The sequence below is a fragment of the Rhodococcus oxybenzonivorans genome, from assembly GCF_003130705.1.
Classification (GTDB): domain Bacteria; phylum Actinomycetota; class Actinomycetes; order Mycobacteriales; family Mycobacteriaceae; genus Rhodococcus_F; species Rhodococcus_F oxybenzonivorans.
Genome location: NZ_CP021354.1, coordinates 3043788 through 3061927, shown reverse-complemented (window position 1 = coordinate 3061927; position 18140 = coordinate 3043788). Strand labels below are relative to the sequence as shown.

Below are 18140 nucleotides of genomic sequence, written 5' to 3'. Positions count from 1 at the left end.
CAGCGGACTCTCGGGCACCGCTCTCTAACCAACCATGGTTATTCATCACGCCGCCGACCCGATCGTGCCGATGGCATCGGGGTATTCAGAAGAGCATTCAGCGAGCACGCAACAAGCTCGTCGGGGAACTCGGCGTGTCGTGAAAGGTGCGGAATACGGACAAGATCGTTGAGTGCCGTGCGAACCGCATTCACCAGCGCGAGTGCGTCGGCCTCGGTGACTTCTGAACGCGAGATTCGTAGCCATTTGACCCATTCGGCGAGGTCGTCCTGGCGGACTCGCCGATTACGCTCGGCAGCACTAGCGGGGAGGTTGAGGGCTTCGGTAACCGAAACGGCGAGCAGATCCGTTGCTTCGGTTGCGATACGCACATAACCTCTCACGAGGCCTTCGATGACCTGTTCATCCGAGGCGCTGTGATGCATGGCCCTGGAGCTCTCCAGGGCCATCCATTCCTGCACTCGAATGATCAAGGCGGAGAGGATGTCTGCCTTGCTGTCGAAGTACCTGTAGACGGCAGGGCCTGCGATGCCGAACTCGTCGAGGCTGACTCCACCGAAACCGCGCTCCCGGAACGCGCGCGCAGCTGCTGCGATGATCTGTTCGCGACGTGATGTACCTGGCCGTTCATTTGCGACTGGAGCCTCCGCCGCAGGCGCATCGCGCGACTCGGGTGACGCTGACGCGCATTCAGGGGTATTGATGGCTGCCAACGCAGCAGACACCAGCAGTGGGGAGAGGCGACGCTGTGACAGCGAATGGTCGTAGTGCCCTGGGCTGGTAATGATGCTCACCGCCATCCACGCGCGTACGTCGGCACCGAATCTACTCTTGGAGGGATCGGCTTTTTCAATGGCCCTTCGCACCGCGCCTCCGATGCGACGAGTACCCTCGCGCACTCGCTCGAAGTCATCGGCGGTGAGGTGCCGTGCTTCTCGCTGCCATAGGGGGCCGAGTCGTAGGCTCTCCAGTGATGCCTCGACCATCCACGTCAACAACTGCTCCAAGCTGCAGACGTCGGATTCGGAACTCTCGGCGGATTGGGCTGCCATGAGCAGTCGGTCCTGGTCTTCGAGGACCACCTGCGACAGTAGATCCTGCTTGTTGGCGAAGTGCCGGTAGATCGCCCGTGCGGTGACGTCGGTTGCCTCAGCGATGTCTTCCATCCGCACGGCGTGAAACCCGTATTTCGTGAACAATTCACTGGCGTTGTGGAGTATCTGCGCACGCCGGTCACGAGGTCGCCGGCGCGAGGCAGTGGACGCCTTCACAGTTTGCGATGCGGTCACGACACCCTTTTCCTCCTCGAGGCCCCTATGGGATGCACACGGTGTCCGGACTGGCGGCACAGCCATCAAGACAGCCTTCCGACGATATACCCGCGGCGGACGGTCCACCGCAGTATCCCGCACTGCCGCCGTTCGAGAGCCGATCGGACACAATGCCTCCTTCCCATGCGGGGCGGCGCAGGCGCACTGCGCCCGAGCGTAGGTGAGGTCTCCATTACGGCCGCAGTTCGTACAGTACGCACATTTTACGATAAGAGCCATGGACAAACTTCCTTGATTTGATACTACCTGCTCGATTCAACAGAAGATACGTCCGCATGACATTGTCGGCTTAACACGCAGCTAGGCGCACCTCGCGCTGCCTCGTTCACTCGCGGGGAGTCAGCCCTCCCTGCTTCGCTTTTACGGGCTCAACCAGGTCATCCGCTTGCGATGAACGAAAGTTCAATGATGCATCCTCTGAACTTCCTGGCCCCGATCAGTTCCACATCTTCAGATACGAGCTATTGACATATCTACGGAGAGGGGGCCTACTAATGTGAGTAGAAGCACATCAGGTTGCGAAGCCAACCACTAGGGATCAAGGACATGTCGCCTCATGGAGGCGACCATCCCCACCCGGCCGGTCACAGCTTCTGCTTACGCCCGTTCGAACAAAGGAACTTTGATGAAGGATCTGCAATTTTTGCAATGGAAGACCGATCAGAAGGTAGGCACGGTCTGGCTTACCCGCCCGCCGGTCAACGCGGTCACCCGCGAGATGTACGCAGAGATCAAGTGGTTCTTCACCCACACGGAGGAGTACCTCCCCGAGGCTCGGGCGATCGTCTTGACCGGCGCCGGCAAGCACTTCTGCGGCGGCAACGATCTCACCGAATTCCAGACGATGACGCCGGAAAACGCCGCTGAGCGCATGCTTGCGGTCCGTGAAGCGTTCTGGTCGATCTACGATTGCGCGTTGCCGGTGATCGCAGCTGTCCACGGAGTGGCCGTGGGCACCGGATTGGCCCTGGCAGCGTCGTGTGATCTGGTCGTGGCAGCCAAGGGCGCCACCTTCACGCTTCCCGAGGTCAACGTCGGTGTGATGGGCGGCGCCAAACATGCCTCACGCCTGGTACCACAGCAGTTGGTCCGCTATCTGCACCTCACCGGCGAACCGCTGTCTGCCGAGGAACTCGCGCAGCAGGGCGGCGTCTTGAAAGTCGTCGAGCCCGATCAGCTACTCGACGTAGCCTACGACGTGGCGGCCAAGATGGTCCGGCACTCGCCGGTCACGTTGCGGTTCGCCAAGCGCAGCCTCAATGCGATCGAATACCAGGACCTCAAGGGCGGATACGAGTTCGAGCAGGGTCTTTCCGGCGAGTTGTCCGCTTACTCAGACGCCAAAGAGGCCGTAGCAGCGTTCTTCGAGCATCGCGCACCGGCCTACACGGGAGCATGAGATGAATGCTGTTTCACCTGTGCCGGTCGAGCAGATCACCGAGTTCGCCGAACTGCGGCGCGAGGCTCGGAGGTGGCTTGCCGAAACGGAGATCCCCACCGTGCCGTTGGAGCTGGAGGAACGGTTCAACGTCCTTCGTCGATGGCAGCGCACACTATTCGATGCCGGATGGATGGGGCTGGGATGGTCACGTGAAGCCGGCGGACGTGGCCTCACCGCGCGGCACCAGCAAGTCTTCTCCGAGGAGCTGGCGCGCGCTCATGCACCCGCCCCGATCGGATTGATCGGCCTCGATGTGGTCGGCCCCTCGATCCACCGGTACGGTTCGCCCGAACAGCGCACCCGTCTCCTGCCACCTCTGCTCGCGGGCGAAGACATCTGGTGTCAGGGGTTCTCCGAACCCTCTGCCGGCTCCGACCTCGCATCACTGCGGACCCGCGCTCTTCGCGACGGGGACAAGTACGTCGTCAACGGACAGAAGGTCTGGACCAGTTGGGGCAATCAGGCCAGTTGGTGCGCATTGCTGTGCCGCACCGACCCCGACGCCGAACCCAAGCACGCCGGCATCTCCTACCTCATCGCCGACATGAGTTCCCCCGGAATCACCGTCCGTCCACTCGTCCAGATGACAGGCGATGCCGAATTCTGTGAGGTCTTCTTCGACAACGTCGAAGTCCCGGTCGGCAACCTGGTCGGCAAGGAAAACGACGGCTGGCGAATTGCCCTCGACACCCTGTCTCAGGAACGTGGCAACTATGCAATGCGCCGACAGGTGGAGATCGGCTGGGGTGTCGAGAAGACGATCGACGGACTACGAGGCACCTCCCCGGAATCGGCGACCAATAGTCGGATCAGCACCGCCATCGGAGAGTCACACGTGGCGCTGCGGGTGTTGGACGCTCAGATCCGCCGAACTGTGCAACGCCTGATCGACGAAGAGGGACCACATCCGCTCGACTCGATCGACAAGCTCGTCCTCAACGACGCAGAGCAGGTGGTCGGCCGCGCCCTCGCCGATCTCCTCGGACCGTTCCGCCTCGACGCCGAATCACAACCTCTCGGGCTGAACGCCGCGCAGTTGATTCACGATCACTACTTCTCGCGTGCCGCATCGATCTACGGCGGTACATCACAGATCCAACGCAACATTGTTGCCGAGCGACTGCTCGGCCTACCCAGGAGCTGATGATGAGTCTCACCGCAGCTGACGTGGACCTCGTCACCCCGATCCGCGAATTCTTTGACCGCCGTGTCACATCCGACTACCACCATGCCCTGCTCAGCGGCGGCTGGGACCCGGAGCTGATGGCCGAACTCGACGACCTCGGCTGGTCCGAGCTGACCCGCCCCGAAAACCGCGGTGGTCTAGGAATCGACCTGACCGCGGTCGCCGGTCTAATCGTCTTGGTCGGTGATCGGCTCATACCCGGCCCCCTGGTCGAGCAACTGATCCTGCCGGCGTACCTCGACATTCCCGACGGTTCGCTCGTCGCCTTCGCCGACCCTGCCGTCACCCTCGACTGGGCATCCTCGATCGGTTCCGTGCACATGGAATCGGGGCAGATCCAGGGAACGATCGAACTCGTACGCTTCGGCGCCGAGGCCGACTCGCTGGTACTGGCAGTCGACGGCCCGGACGGACCGGCGCTGCTGCTCCTACCGGGCAGTGACCCGGCGCTGGCACTCACGCCGATCACCAGTTCCGATCCCACATCGCAATACGTGCGCCTGGAGATCGCATCGCGAACTGTCACCGACGCCGAGATCCTCGCCACCGGAACCGAAGCGGCCACACTCCTACGACAGATCCGGGCATGGTTCCGGCTTCTCACCGCGTGCGAAATCAGTGGTATCGCCCGCCGTATGCTCGAGAAAACTGTCGAGTACGTCGCGCAGCGCCAGCAATTCGGCAAGCCCGTCGGATCCTTCCAAGCCGTGAAACACATTGCGGCGTCGATGGCACAGGCGGCCATCTCGATGGAGGCGCTCTGTGAGGCAACGGTTTCCGATATTTCCTCTGCTGAGGTTGATTTCGACATCGAGATGGCAACGTGGACGGCCAAGGCCTATGCCGCCGGCGCCGGACGACAGGTGGTCGAGGACGCCTTGCAGTTGCATGGCGGGATCGGCTTCACCACCGAATACGACCTACACTGGTACTACCGCCGCGTCCTCGCCCTGCGGACCTGGTATGGGGACGAGCACGAACTCCACGCACTCATCGGTTCGCGGCGCCTGACCGACGGAGTCGACCGATGATCACCGCAACTCACACCGATTCCGCGCGCCGCGACCGCTACCTCACCAGCGGCGAGTGGAGCCGCAGCACGATCGATTCTGGTTTGGCCGAGTATGCACACCATCACCCCGATCGGCTGGCTGTGGTCGATGGCGATCGTCAGGTCAGTTATGCCGAACTCGACGCCATGATCCGCCGGTTGGCCGGCGTGCTACTCGAGCGTGGGATCCGGCCGGGCGACTCGGTGGTCTGGCAGTTGCCGAACTGGCTCGAAGCGATCGTCGTACATCACGGTGCGCTGCGGATCGGCGCGGTCTCCACCCCGATCATCCCGATCTATCGACATCGCGAAGTGCAGTTCATTCTGAAGCAATCGCGAGCGCGTATCGCGTTTGTGCCCGGCATGTTCCGCACCTTCGACCACCGCGGGATGTTCGACGAGTTGGCGCCCACGCTCCCCGACCTCGAGCATGTGATCACCGTTCGCGGTTCCGACAACGAGTTCGACCAAATCCTCTCGGGCGCCACTCCACTCGACAATCCCGTCTCGCACGCCAGCACCGATATCGCATTGCTTTTGTACACATCCGGAACCACCTCCGATCCGAAGGGTGCTCTGCACACCCACGAAAGCCTGGATTACGAGAACCGGAGCATCATCGAACTCTTCGATCTGACCGGCGAGGACATCGTGTACATGCCCTCACCGGTCGGTCACATCACCGGCATTCTGTACGGACTGCAGTTGCCGTTCATGCTCGGCAGCCATGTCGTGTTCCAAGATATCTGGGACCCCGGCGCCGGCCTGGAGTTGCTGCAACGCCGACGCTGCACGTTCGTCGTCGGTGCCACACCCTTCTTGCACGGGCTGGTACACCACCCGCATCGCGCCGAGTACGACATCACCCTGCGGGTGTTTGGTTGCGGTGGCGCCGACGTACCTCCCGAACTGATCCGGCAGGCCGAGGAGCAGCTGGGCTGCACCGCGACCCGCATCTACGGATCGACCGAATTCCCGACTCTGTCCGGCGGAAACGCGAGCGATCCGCTGGACAAGCGCGCCACCACCGACGGGCGTCCTATCGGGTCCGCAGAAGCGAGGGCTGTCGATGAACACGACACTCCGGTCCCTCCGGGCGCGGTCGGCGACCTGCAGGTTCGCGGCCCTGACCTGTTCACCGGATACGTCGATTCGACACTCAATGCGGATGCCTTCACCTCGGATGGCTGGTTTCGGACCGGTGATCTGGCGGTGATCGACGAGGACGGGTACATCCAGATCACCGGCCGGCGTAAGGACATCATCGTCCGGGGCGGGGAGAACATTTCCGCCAAGGAGATCGAAGACCTGCTCTTCGAATATCCCGGTATTGCCGATATCGCGGTGATCGGCATGCCCGACCCGATCATGGTCGAACGCATCTGCGCCTATGTGGTACCGAGCGACCAGGCGCATCCACCTGCCCTGGACGAGCTCACGTCATTCCTGCGCGAACATCGGGTGGCTACCCAGAAGCTGCCCGAGCGGCTCGAAGTCGTCGAACAACTACCGCGGACGGCGACAGGCAAGATCCAAAAGTTCGTCCTGCGTGACCGAATCCGAGACGCTCTGGCCTCCGACAACGCTGTCTGATCGCACTCCCCCATCTCCCTCGTACCTCTTCCGAAAGGAAACTCCCGTGAACACCACACTCCTCGAGGAACTCGACGTCCTCGTCATCGGCGGCGGCTTCTCCGGCGTCTACCAGCTCGACCGGCTGCGCACCCTCGGCTACAACGTCAAGATCTACGAGGCCGGCACCGGACTCGGCGGCGTCTGGCATTGGAATTCCTATCCAGGTGCACGCGTCGATACCTGGGCGCCGGTCTACCAGTTCTCGCGTGAAGAGCTCTGGCGCGACTGGAACTGGAGCGAGATGTACCCCGGTCGTGACGAGCTGGTTCGCTACTTCGAATACGTCGACGAGAAGCTCGACCTGAGCAAAGACGTCCGCTACGAGACCCGTGTCCTGGCAGGCCGGTTCGATGAAGAAACCCATAAGTGGACATTGGTCTCCCGCAACGAGCGCACCGGTGAGGAATTCACCACGCAGGCGCGGTTCGTGATCATGTGTCTCGGTGCCGGCTCCAAGCCCCTCTTCCCCAAGCTCCCTGGCCTCGAGAAGTTCGGGGGCGACTACTTCCACACAGCACGCTGGCCACTGGAGGGCTACGACCTTGCGGGCAAGCGGGTCGCCGTCATCGGCACCGGAGCCAGCGGCATCCAGGTAATCCAGGAGGCCTCGAAAGTCGCAGATCATCTGACGGTGTTCCAGCGCACTCCCAACACCGCGCTTCCGATGAATCAGCGAGCGCTCACTGAGGCGGACAATGCCGAGATGAAGAAGACCTACCCGGAGCGATTCGCCAACCGCAAGAACACCTGGGCCGGTTTCGATTATGACTTCCTCAAAGAGAACCTCCAGGATCTGAGCGAGGAACGTCGCAACGAAATACTCGAGGAACTCTGGACCAACGGTGGACTACAGCCCTGGCTGGGTGGCTTCCTGAATGTCCTGTTCGACAAGGACGACAACGACATCCTGTACGCGTTCTGGCGGGACAAGACACGTCAACGTATCACCAGGCCGGAGCTGGTGGAACTGCTTGCACCGACCGAGCCGATCCATCCGTGGGGCGTCAAGCGTGTCTCCCTGGAGCAGAACTACTTCGAGAGCCTGTGCCGTGACGATGTCGAGCTTGTCGATTCCTCTGCCAATCCGATCCGGGAGGTCACCAGTGACGCCATCGTCACCGCGGACGGAACCCGACACGAAGTCGATGTCATCGTGCTGGCCACCGGCTTCGACTCGGTCACCGGAGGTTTGACTGCCATCGATATTCGCGGCACCAGCAATGAGACCTTCGAGGAGGTGTTCCGCGGCGGCAGCCGGACAGCACTGGGCAAGGCGACAGTAGGCTTCCCGAATCTTCTGTACGTCTACGGGCCCCAGAGCCCGAACGCATTCTGCAATGGTCCGACATGCGCCGAACTTGAAGGCGAACATCTGATCCAAATCGTCGAGCACATGCGGAACAACGGCTATACCCGCATCGAGGCCAAGCCGGAAGCCCAACAATACTGGGGTGCGCATATCGCTGATCTCACCTCGGCCACCCTGTTCCCCCTGGCCAAGTCATGGTACATGGGCGCAAACGTACCCGGCAAAACCGTCGAAATGCTCATGTATCCCGGCGGTCTCTCGGTATATCTCGAAATCCTCGAGAAGGCTGCTGCCGGTGGATATCAGGAGCAGTTCGAACTTGTCTGATCTCACCTGACCAGCCACCCCGATCGGAACCCGAGGGTAAACATGCTCATACATGTTGTGACATTCACCTTTAAGCCGTCCATTTAGACCAGTGAAATCGACGATTTCCGAGAGGGATTTCGAATTTTCGTCGACCACCCTCTCCACAAGGAGCTGATCCACCACAATCGTGCCGAATCCTTGGCTCGGGACCCAATTCCTGACAGCCGAGTGAAAATCACCCAGTACCTCAACCCGCACGGACTTAGGAGTTCACGCGATGGCTACCTACCAACCCACAGCATTCTCGACCGGGCATCAGTTTCTCGAGGCACCTCGCTGGCATGACGGAAAACTCTGGGCCAGCGACTTCTTCGGCGAACAGGTGCTCACCTTCGCTGAGGACGGCGCCGCAACGCCGATAATTAAAGTGCCCGGACGACCGTCCGGACTCGGTTTCCTTCCCGACGGGACACCACTTGTCGTCTCGCAGAACGAGCGGTCGGTGTATCGCATCACCGCCGGCGGCGAGCTCGAGCAGTATGCCGACTTCAGCGCACTGGCTGGAGGGATCGGCAACGACCTGTACGTTTCACCGGCGGGCGACGCTTATGCCGGCAATTTCGGATTCGCGCTCGGTGAAGAGGATCCGAAGCCGACAAACCTCGTCCACATCCGTGCCGACGGCAGCGTCTCGCAGGTACCTGGAGATCTGATCTTCCCCAACGGCTGCGCACGTACCCCCGATGGCACCCTGCTGGTCGCGGAAACCTTCCCGCACCGCATCAGCGCGTTCGACATGGCGGAAGATGGCGGTCTGACCAACCACCGAGTATGGGCGCAGCTCGACGAGTCGTTTCACCCCGATGGCATCGCCCTGGATAGTGACGGCGGCCTCTGGTTCGGGAACGCGTTGACCCTCGGTGTCGACAGCGGCTTCTATCGGGTCGTCGAAGGCGGCCAGATCACCGATAAGGTCGAGGTCACCGACACGTGGGCAGTGGCGTGCGCATTCGGCGGAGAGAACCTCGACACCCTCTACCTCTGCTGCAATACAACGACGCTCGAAGAGTTTCACGAAGGACGCTCGACTGCTCATGTGGCCGTCGCGCAGGTCGGGCGCACCGGAGTTCCGGCGTCCATCTGAACGCGAGGAGACAGGCGTCTGCCCACACCGTCACAGATTTCGGTGCGTGACCTGGTCGAGCACGTCGTGGTGGGAAACCGCGTCACCGCGTTCCTGCTTGCGGGCGTCGGTCGCGAGGACCTCGTGTCGAGGTTCCCTGAGCGGCTCCGGGTTCACCCGCAGGGCGGCCCCGTATTCGAACTCGTACCAGAGCCCCGCCGCTGTGGGCAGGAGGTGAAGGCCCGCCCGAGTTCGATATCGCGGTCGTGCCGTCCGGATTCGCGAGAACACCCGTGCGGCCTGCTCGAAGGAGCGACCGCTCACGACCCGCTACATTTGGGGCACCCCAGAGCAGAGGAGAGCCCCATGGGCAAGGTGGTCATGTACAGCTCGGTGTCGGTGGACGGCTTCATCGCGGACGAGGACGACCAGCCCGGACCGCTGTTCGATTGGTTGTCCAGCGGTGACGTCCCGTTGGACGAGAGCGGCGAGATCAAGATGTCGCAGACGTCCTACGACTACACCCGGCCGTACTGGGATCAGATCGGGGCGACAATCGTCGGCCGCCACGTCTTCGACATGACGGACGGCTGGGACGGAAAGCCTCCGGGCGGAATCGACCACGTGATCGTCGTGACGCACCGGCCGAAGCCCGAGGGCTGGGACCCCGAGGCGCCGTTTCACTTCGTCGACGGCATCGACGCAGCCGTGGCCAAGGCGCAGGAGCTCGCGGGTGACCGCATCGTCGAGGTCGCCGCTGGCGACGCCGGTGGCCAGGTGCTTGCCGCAGGTTTGGTCGACGAGGTGCGCATGGACGTCGCACCCGTGGTGTTCGGGTCCGGCAAGCGTTTCTTCGGGTCGGTCCACGCGCAGCACCTCTTGGAGGATCCTGACGTGGTGCTTCAAGGCAATCGGGTGCTTCACCTGCGCTATCGGGTGCGCCGTTGACCGATCCGAGCGGGTACGCGGAGCTCACGAGTCAGAGTTGTTCGCCTTGGGTCTGGTCAACGAACCAGGCCGCGATCTGTGCTCGTGAGGTGAATCCGAGCTTCCTCAGGATGTGTTCTACGTGGCCTTGTGCGGTACGGTCCGAGATGACGAGACTCTTTGCGATCGCCCTGTTGGTCAAACCCTTTGCTACCAGGTCGGCAACCTGCCATTCACGTTTGGTCAGGTTCGTCGCGATACCGGCGGGCCGCGTCGTGTCCCTGGGCTGTTCGTTCAGGGCATACACAATGGCATCGTGAGTTCCGAGCGCGCGCCCTTCCCGATGGGCGGCTTGAAAGGCGCGCTCACCGAGTGTATGGCGAATCCGGCGCTTGTTCTCTTCATGGTGGACGAGGAGGTGGGGGAACATCACCGTCGAGCTGCCTACGGTGTGCCCCAATTCCTCGGCGGCGCCCATCAGCACCGCGGCACGCTGTGCATGGCGCTCGTCACAGAGCCACGCCAGGGATTCCAGACACACGGTGACGGTAATCTGGTCGTCCGCCAGTCGGCCGAGCCGCAAGCTGTCTTCAAGCAAGCGAGCGGCACGATTCGTATCTCCCTGCTGCCAAACCCCAACACCCATGGACCACAACGAATACGAGCGATATATCGACTCGCCCAGATCCTCCGTCATCGCGATAACCCTGTCATGACATGCCATCGCCCGCGGAATGTCCCCACGCAGTCCATATGCCATACCCAGTAGATACTCAACTGCAACCTTCCGATGGTCGTCGTTCAGTGTCGCGTACATGGTGCGGGCTTCTTCCAGAAGCCCGCTCGCGCGCTGGAGGTCGCTGTTGTTGAGCGCGAGTAGCCCTTCCGCTTGTGCGACGAGTGCATGCGTCATCGGGTCGTCGATCTGCTCAGCCAAGGATCGCCCCTCGTCGACCAGCGCAGTCGCAGCGGGGAGGTCGCCCTGAAGTTCGGACAGCACGCTGCTGTAGTAGAGGGCTTTGACTCGTGTCGCGGTTGGCTGCCGGGGATGGCAGGCGAGGGCTCGGTCGAGCCAGTATCGTCCCTCGGTGAGCTTGCCGCGGGTAAGCCAGAAGGGATACAGCGCAGCTGCGATCCGCAGCCCGGCCCCGGGGTCGGTATCGCCTACCTCGGATAGGCACAGCGTCATCGCCTCACGCAGATTCGACTCCTCGCGCCCGAGCCGTGCGATCCATTTCAACTGCTGCGAACTGACCCACTCCGCCTCCGCTGTCAGTGCCAACCTCTCGTACCAATCCCGGTGCCGCGAGCGCAACGCCTCGTAATCACCGGACTTCTCTGCTTTGTGTCGGCCGTAGTCACGTACCGTCTCGAGAAGGCGGAAACGGACCACTCCGCCCGGTGCCTCCCTGATCAGGATCGACTTGTCGACCAACGCCGTGAGCACGTCGAGCAGATCCTCAGGAGCCTCCTCCCCCACGCAAATGCCCTCCGCCGCGTCCAATTCGAAGCTCCCGGCGAATACCGACACGCGTGCCCACAGCTGCCGTTCCGAGGAACTGCACAGGTCGTAACTCCAGTCCATCGACAACCACAGCGTCTGTTGGCGCCTCGGCGCACCGCGGCGTCCCAGGGTCAGCAGTTTGTACCGGTCATTCAGTCGTTCGGCGATTTGGTCGGCGGACATCGCCCGCAACCGCGCGGCCGCCAACTCAATCGGCAGGGGTAGACCATCAAGTGCCCGGCAGATATGCGCTACCGTGATCCGGTTTTCCTCGGTCAACTCGAACCCGGACACCGCAGCGGCGGCACGTTCTAAAAACAGCGTCACCGCGTCATACTGGGAAAACCCGCGCAGGGACGACTCATCGTCGGCGTCGGGGATCGTCAGCGGCGGTACGCGCAGCACCGCTTCCCCTTCGATATCCAGGGCCTCCCGGCTCGTGGCCAGAATCCGCAGCTCGGGACAGGTCCGAAGCAGTTTCCCGGCGAGCGTGGCGACTGCATCCACCAAACGCTCACAGTTGTCCAGAACAAGCAGAAGGTTGCGTGTGGCGAGGAACTCCGCAATTACGCGTTCAAGCGGTCGTACCGAGCGATGATGTATTCCGACGGCCGCAGCGACCGCATCCACGAGCAGTGACCGCTCGTTCAGTTCGCCTAGCTCGACCAACCTCACACCGCCGCTGAATCCGCGCCGCGCCTCCGTCGCAACGCGTAGTGCAAGGCGCGTTTTGCCGACCCCTCCGATCCCGGTCAAGGTGACCAGACGGGAGGTCGACAACTTCGCCTTGGCGTCGGCCAGCTCGCGACGGCGGCCTACGAAGCTGGTGAGGTCCGACGGAAGATCTCCCGCCGCTCCCCACGTTGACGGCGGGATCGCGTTGTGGAGGAGGCCGGCGGTGGAGCGGCGACGGGCTCTTGGTTGGTCTTGTTCGGAGCGCTTCGCGCCTCGTTCGGCGAGCAGGTTCATCTCTTCGACCGGGAAATCGTGAGCGAGCTGACTCCGGCGTAGTTCGTCACCGAACTGCGCCGCGCTGAGGGGACGCTCCCGAGGATTTTCTGACATCGCGTGTTCGATAGCCGCGCTGACATCATCCGGAATTCCCTGCTCGCGGAGATCTGGTACCGGTTGGGTAGTGATGCGAATGAACTGTGCGACTAATTGCTCGCCGCTGTGACGTTCAAATGCTGCGTGCCCGGTCACGGCGGAGAACAAGGTCGCGCCGAGACTGTAGATGTCTGAGGCCGCGCTGGGCGGCTCCTCTCCCTCGAGGACCTCTGGGGCTGTGAAAGCCGGGGATCCGGTGAGAATGCCCGTCGAGGTCTCGAATCCCCCAGCAAAATGAGCGATGCCGAAGTCGGTCAGGGCCGGCTCGTCGTAATCGGTGATCAGGACATTCCCCGGCTTTACGTCTCGATGGAGGATGCCGAGCCGGTGCGCGGTCTCGAGCGCGCCGGCCAACTTCACTCCGAATCGCAGAGCCTCGTCCAAGTCGAGTCGGCCATGCCGACGGATTCGGGTGTCCAACGAACCGTGTGAGTGGTATTGCATCACGATGTAGGGCCGACCACTGGTTGTGGTTCCAATGTGGAGCACGTTAGCGATGTTCGGGTGACCCGTAAGGCGGCCCATCGCCCGCTGCTCTCGAAAGAACCGTGCCCGGTTGTCTTCGTCCAGATTGGCGGTGAGGACCTTCACCGCGACAGTGCGGTCCAGCGAGGGTTGCCCACAACGGTAGACAAGGCCGAAGCCGCCACGTCCGATTTCGTGGACCTCCGTAAACCCTGCCGTGGTCAACTCCGCAACGACGGCGGACGCCACGTCACGCTGAGTCTCGAGTGGATCACCATTTGCCATGCGCAGCTGGCGATTCACTCGATCCGGCGGTACCCCAAAGACACAGCATTTCTTTGTTCCTCAATGATCTGAATTCAGGGTAACGCCACCTGCCACCGAGTCGGGGCAATTGTGTTGATCCGAATCATCGATACCGACCGTCTGGTCCCGTTGCAGTCGCCTGGGGAGGCCTCACCACGATCCACGAAACGGCCAGAACGGACCTGGCCTAGACCCTGGCCAGCGATGCGAGAGAGGTGACCTTGGCACCAAACAACACATCCGATACTCGGCTGTCGAGCCGCAAACGTTCGCCGCCTCCTCCGGGGAGCGAGACGGGATGAGAAGATTATGCTGTGCAGTTCCGGCAGCTCGAGTACCTCGTCGTTCTCTCGCGTGAGAAGCACTTCACTCGCGCAGCGGATGCATGTGCTGTCTCTCAACCGGCTTTGTCGGAGGCGATCCGCAAACTGGAGATCGAACTCGATCTGCCGCTGATCGTTCGAGGCCGCAAGTTCGAAGGCCTCACAGTGGAGGGCGAGCAGATCGTACGTTGGGCTCAGAGAATTCTCGCCAACCAGGAATCACTCCTACACGAGGCCGCCAGCCTACGGTCGGGCGTCACCGGCACCCTCCGAATAGGGGTCATTCCCACCGCATCCGCGACAGTCGCCGACCTGTCGAGCCCACTGTGTCTGCGGCATCCCCTCATCACGGTTCGTCTCGCCGAAGACCTGTCCTCGAGCGAAATCACAGCTCGGCTCGATCGCTTCGAGCTCGACGGCGGCATCACTTACCTCGACGACGACATCGCCCGGCACTACCACACTTTCCCGCTCTATCGCGAGCGATACGCACTCTTGACCGCCGACGATCCGGCCCTCCCGCGCCGCGCCGACATCTCCTGGAGCGAAGCGTCGACGTTGCCGATGTGCACATTGCCGTCGATCATGCGCGGCAGGCGCATCCTCGACGATTATTTCGCCGACGACGGAGCAGTCCACACCGCACAAGTCGAAACCGATTCCATCGCTTCCCTCTATGCCCACGTCAAGACCGGGCAGTGGGCTGCAGTGGTGCCTCAGGTGTGGTTCAAAGTATTCGGTGAACCACCCGGCCTCCGGTCCACTCCACTCATCGAAGGTCGCACAGCTCCAGTGGTCGGGTTGATCACCCGCGCAGAAGGCCCGTCATCCCTCCTCGTTCAGGCTCTCGAAGCGACGGCTTCGGTCCTCGACCAGACATCATCGGCGACGCCTATCGACCAGTAGGACGGGTATCTTGGACACAACCCATATCCGTGGTGCATCCTCGACCGACTGTCTGTAAACCTGGGGAAGGCTGCACTGCTGATGGCTCGTCGAGACGACTACGAATACGACGAGAACAGCATCGTCGTGACGAAGAACAAGCAGTACGCCGCAGGCGTACCGGCGGTGCTCGTATCACTTCAACGCGGCATGTCACAGATGGGTGCTACGCGCACCGCTGCCACTCTCGCCAAACTCAATCAGCGCAAAGGCTTCGACTGTCCCGGCTGCGCCTGGCCGGAAACACCCGGCCACCGCAAGCACGCCGAATTCTGCGAGAACGGCGCCAAGGCCGTCGCCGAAGAAGCCACCAAGCGGACCGTCGGCCCAGCCTTCTTCGCCGCACACTCCATTGACGATCTCCTCGGCCGCACCGAGTACTGGCTCGGACAGCAGGGACGTCTCACGCACCCCATGGTCCTACGCCCAGGCGCCACACACTACGAACCAATCGAATGGGATGATGCGAACCGCATCATCGCAGACGAACTGAACGCGCTGGGTAGCCCACATGAGGCGATCTTCTACACCTCTGGCCGAACGTCCAATGAAGCGGCGTTCCTCTACCAGTTACTAATTCGCTCCTTCGGCACCAACAACATGCCCGACTGTTCGAACATGTGTCACGAATCGTCCGGCAGCGCACTGACCGCCTCGATCGGCATCGGCAAAGGATCCGTATCCGTTCCGGATATCGAGAACGCCGACCTCATTCTCATCGCCGGCCAGAACCCGGGCACCAACCATCCACGCATGCTCTCCACACTCGAAAAAGCCAGATCCAACGGCGCCCGGGTTATCGCCATCAACCCGCTTCCCGAAGCCGGACTGCTGCGGTTCAAAGACCCACAGAAGGTTCATGGTGTCATCGGCGATGGAGCCGCGATCTCCGACGATTTCCTGCAGATCCGCATCGGCGGCGACATGGCCCTCTTCCAGGGGCTGGCCAAACTGCTCGTCGCCGCCGAGGACGCCGCACCAGGCACCGTCCTCGACCGACGCTTCATCGACCGCCACACCGCGGGGTTCGACGCTTGGCTCGATCACATCCGCAGAGTCGATCTCGGCACGGTCGTCGACGCCACCGGCCTGACAATCGAACAACTCCACGACACAGCGCAGGCCCTGATCGAGTCGAACGCCACCATCATCTGCTGGGCGATGGGACTGACCCAGCAAACACACGGTGTTGCCACGATCGAAGAAGCCGTGAACCTGCTGCTGATGCGCGGCATGATCGGTAAACCCGGAGCCGGGGTATGCCCCGTCCGCGGGCACTCCAACGTCCAAGGCGACCGCACCATGGGCATCTGGGAGAAGATGCCAGAATCGTTCCTCGCCGCCCTCGACACCGAATTCGGCATCACCTCACCACGAGAACACGGGCTCGACGCCGTCGACTCCATCCGCGCCATGCGCGAACGGCGAGCCTCGGTGTTCATGGCAATGGGCGGCAACTTCGTGTCCGCCACACCCGACACCGACGTCACAGAGGCCGCCCTCCGGAACTGTTCGCTGACCGTCCAGGTGTCCACGAAACTCAACCGCAGCCATCTCGTTCACGGCCGCACCGCACTCATTCTGCCGTCGCTCGGCCGTACCGACAAAGACGTCCAGGCGACTGGCAAGCAGTTCGTGACCGTCGAGGATTCGATGTCGATGGTCCACCGTTCCCGCGGAAGTCTTACCCCGTCGAGCATTCACATGCGCTCCGAAGTTGCCATCGTCTGCGGCATCGCCGAGATGCTGTTCGGCCCCGGCCATCCCGTGCCGTGGACATCGTTCACCGCCGATTACGACCTCATCCGGGATGCGATCTCGCGCGTCGTGCCCGGCTTCGACGGCTTCAATACCAAGGTCCGACAGAAAGAGGGGTTCGGACTCCCCCACCCGCCGCGAGACTCACGCACGTTCCAGACGGAGACCGGTAAAGCGAACTTTGCCGTCAACGACCTCGTGTGGCTACCTGTCCCGCCTGGCCGACTCATGTTGCAGACCATGCGAAGTCACGACCAGTACAACACCACCATCTACGGTCTCGACGACCGCTACCGCGGCGTCAAAGGCGGCCGGCGAGTTCTGTTCGTCAACACCCGCGACATCGAAAAACTCGGATACCGAGACGGCGACCACGTCGACTTGATTTCCGAATGGAAGAACCGGAGCGGGAACATCGAAGAACGACGAGCCGACAACTTCCGACTCGTCGCCTACCCCACGCCTGTCGGCAACGCCGCCGCCTACTACCCCGAAACCAATCCCCTCATTCCCCTCGACCACGTCGCAGACAAATCCAACACGCCCGTCAGCAAAGCCATCCTGATTCGGCTCGAGCACCGACCCTGATGGGACGCATCACTACCCGTCGCTCCATCGTGCGCGTGCGTGGACCGAACTCCACCACTCGGCCCGACACACTCGTCGTCGAGGAACCACTCGAAATCCGTGTCGGAGGCTCCCCGCTCGCGGTCACCATGCGCACCCCAGGCCACGATGTCGAACTCGCGCACGGCTTCCTCCTCACCGAAGGAGTCATCAGCAGCGTTGACGACGTCGCTTCGGCCCGCTACTGCGACGGAGTGGACGACAACGGCCTCAACACCTACAACGTCCTCGACATCACCCTCACCGTGGGCATCCCCCCACCCCAATCCGGTGTCGAACGCAACTTCTACACAACCTCCTCATGTGGAGTATGTGGGAAAGCATCGCTCGACGCCGTTCGCCTCGCGACGGTCCATTCCCCAGCCGAGGACACCACCACGGTGCATGTCGATGTTCTGGCGACACTGCCCGACCGGCTACGCCAGTCGCAGAAAGTATTCCACAGCACCGGTGGCTTACATGCAGCCGCACTTTTCGATCAGTACGGGCAGTTACTCGTCCTCCGCGAAGACATCGGCCGACACAATGCCGTAGACAAAGTCGTCGGCTGGGCAATCGCTCAACACCGCATCCCCTGCCGGGGCAGCATCCTCATGGTCAGCGGTCGCGCCTCGTTCGAACTCGCCCAAAAAGCCGCAATGGCAGGCATACCCATACTTGCCGCAGTCTCCGCGCCGTCGTCACTCGCTGTCGACCTCGCAGACGAAACAGGACTGACACTCGTGGGGTTTCTTCGCGGCCAGAACATGAACCTCTACACCCACACGCATCGCGTAATGCAGGGCTGACCACA

General features: G+C 62.1%; 13 protein-coding genes. 10 read left to right on the top strand and 3 right to left on the bottom strand.

All coding sequences use genetic code 11. The features are described from left to right. Window positions 1–38: 38 nt before the first annotated feature. Window positions 39–1355, bottom strand: coding sequence for a TetR/AcrR family transcriptional regulator (locus tag CBI38_RS14455; protein WP_230990232.1), 1317 nt, complete (start codon window positions 1353–1355; stop codon window positions 39–41). Between the two features lie 601 nt (window positions 1356–1956). Between CBI38_RS14455 and CBI38_RS14450 the strand changes: the two genes are divergently transcribed. The 6 genes from CBI38_RS14450 (at window position 1957) to CBI38_RS14425 (ending at window position 9406) form a co-directional block, all read left to right on the top strand. Continuing rightward, the gene (locus CBI38_RS14450) at window positions 1957–2730 is read left to right on the top strand and encodes an enoyl-CoA hydratase-related protein (RefSeq protein ID WP_109329787.1); all 774 of its coding nucleotides are present in this window, start codon (window positions 1957–1959) and stop codon (window positions 2728–2730) included. Between the two features lie 19 nt (window positions 2731–2749). Beyond that, window positions 2750–3916 (top strand): acyl-CoA dehydrogenase family protein, encoded by a 1167-nt coding sequence (locus tag CBI38_RS14445; protein WP_109335084.1) that lies wholly within the window; start codon window positions 2750–2752, stop codon window positions 3914–3916. Further along, window positions 3916–4989 carry an acyl-CoA dehydrogenase family protein gene (locus CBI38_RS14440; protein WP_109329785.1) on the top strand — a complete coding sequence of 358 codons (1074 nt, stop codon included), beginning with the start codon at window positions 3916–3918 and terminating at the stop codon, window positions 4987–4989. Before CBI38_RS14445 ends, CBI38_RS14440 begins: the two co-directional genes overlap by 1 nt. Then, window positions 4986–6602, top strand: a complete 1617-nt coding sequence (locus tag CBI38_RS14435; RefSeq protein WP_109329783.1) for an AMP-binding protein — start codon at window positions 4986–4988, stop codon at window positions 6600–6602. The genes CBI38_RS14440 and CBI38_RS14435 overlap by 4 nt, the downstream gene beginning before the upstream one ends. A 46-nt stretch (window positions 6603–6648) precedes the next feature. Continuing rightward, the gene (locus tag CBI38_RS14430; protein ID WP_109329781.1) at window positions 6649–8280 is read left to right on the top strand and encodes a flavin-containing monooxygenase; all 1632 of its coding nucleotides are present in this window, start codon (window positions 6649–6651) and stop codon (window positions 8278–8280) included. Window positions 8281–8539: 259 nt separating this feature from the next. Further along, the gene (locus CBI38_RS14425) at window positions 8540–9406 is read left to right on the top strand and encodes an SMP-30/gluconolactonase/LRE family protein (RefSeq protein WP_109329779.1); all 867 of its coding nucleotides are present in this window, start codon (window positions 8540–8542) and stop codon (window positions 9404–9406) included. A 30-nt stretch (window positions 9407–9436) separates the two neighbouring features. On the opposite strand, the gene CBI38_RS14420 is transcribed toward CBI38_RS14425, so the two are convergent. After that, the gene (locus CBI38_RS14420) at window positions 9437–9709 is read right to left on the bottom strand and encodes a hypothetical protein (protein ID WP_109329777.1); all 273 of its coding nucleotides are present in this window, start codon (window positions 9707–9709) and stop codon (window positions 9437–9439) included. 42 nt (window positions 9710–9751) lie between these two features. Between CBI38_RS14420 and CBI38_RS14415 the strand changes: the two genes are divergently transcribed. Then, window positions 9752–10333, top strand: a complete 582-nt coding sequence (locus CBI38_RS14415) for a dihydrofolate reductase family protein (protein WP_109329775.1) — start codon at window positions 9752–9754, stop codon at window positions 10331–10333. 31 nt (window positions 10334–10364) lie between these two features. Here CBI38_RS14415 and CBI38_RS14410 read toward each other — a convergent pair whose 3' ends face one another. Then, window positions 10365–13673: a protein kinase domain-containing protein gene (locus CBI38_RS14410; RefSeq protein ID WP_109329774.1), complete on the bottom strand. Its 3309-nt coding sequence runs from the start codon at window positions 13671–13673 to the stop codon at window positions 10365–10367. 335 nt (window positions 13674–14008) lie between these two features. Between CBI38_RS14410 and CBI38_RS14405 the strand changes: the two genes are divergently transcribed. The 3 genes from CBI38_RS14405 to fdhD all read left to right on the top strand — a co-directional run bounded on the left by CBI38_RS14405 (window position 14009) and on the right by fdhD (window position 18135). After that, entirely contained in the window at window positions 14009–14923 is a 915-nt protein-coding gene (locus CBI38_RS14405) for a LysR family transcriptional regulator (protein WP_109329772.1), read from the top strand. An 81-nt stretch (window positions 14924–15004) separates the two neighbouring features. Beyond that, the gene (locus CBI38_RS14400) at window positions 15005–17308 is read left to right on the top strand and encodes an FdhF/YdeP family oxidoreductase (RefSeq protein ID WP_109329770.1); all 2304 of its coding nucleotides are present in this window, start codon (window positions 15005–15007) and stop codon (window positions 17306–17308) included. Then, window positions 17308–18135, top strand: a complete 828-nt coding sequence (fdhD, locus tag CBI38_RS14395) for a formate dehydrogenase accessory sulfurtransferase FdhD (RefSeq protein ID WP_109329768.1) — start codon at window positions 17308–17310, stop codon at window positions 18133–18135. The genes CBI38_RS14400 and fdhD overlap by 1 nt, the downstream gene beginning before the upstream one ends. The last annotated feature ends 5 nt before the right edge of the window (window positions 18136–18140 follow it).

Excerpts from the sequence above, each read along its gene's own strand:
- CBI38_RS14455 (WP_230990232.1), bottom strand. The coding sequence starts at position 1,355 with ATGGCTGTGCCGCCAGTCCGGACACCGTGTGCATCCCATAGGGGCCTC.
- CBI38_RS14450 (WP_109329787.1), top strand. The coding sequence starts at position 1,957 with ATGAAGGATCTGCAATTTTTGCAATGGAAGACCGATCAGAAGGTAGGC.
- CBI38_RS14440 (WP_109329785.1), top strand. The coding sequence starts at position 3,916 with ATGATGAGTCTCACCGCAGCTGACGTGGACCTCGTCACCCCGATCCGC.
- CBI38_RS14435 (WP_109329783.1), top strand. The coding sequence starts at position 4,986 with ATGATCACCGCAACTCACACCGATTCCGCGCGCCGCGACCGCTACCTC.
- CBI38_RS14425 (WP_109329779.1), top strand. The coding sequence starts at position 8,540 with ATGGCTACCTACCAACCCACAGCATTCTCGACCGGGCATCAGTTTCTC.
- CBI38_RS14415 (WP_109329775.1), top strand. The coding sequence starts at position 9,752 with ATGGGCAAGGTGGTCATGTACAGCTCGGTGTCGGTGGACGGCTTCATC.
- CBI38_RS14410 (WP_109329774.1), bottom strand. The coding sequence starts at position 13,673 with ATGGCAAATGGTGATCCACTCGAGACTCAGCGTGACGTGGCGTCCGCC.
- CBI38_RS14400 (WP_109329770.1), top strand. The coding sequence starts at position 15,005 with ATGGCTCGTCGAGACGACTACGAATACGACGAGAACAGCATCGTCGTG.
- fdhD (WP_109329768.1), top strand. The coding sequence starts at position 17,308 with ATGGGACGCATCACTACCCGTCGCTCCATCGTGCGCGTGCGTGGACCG.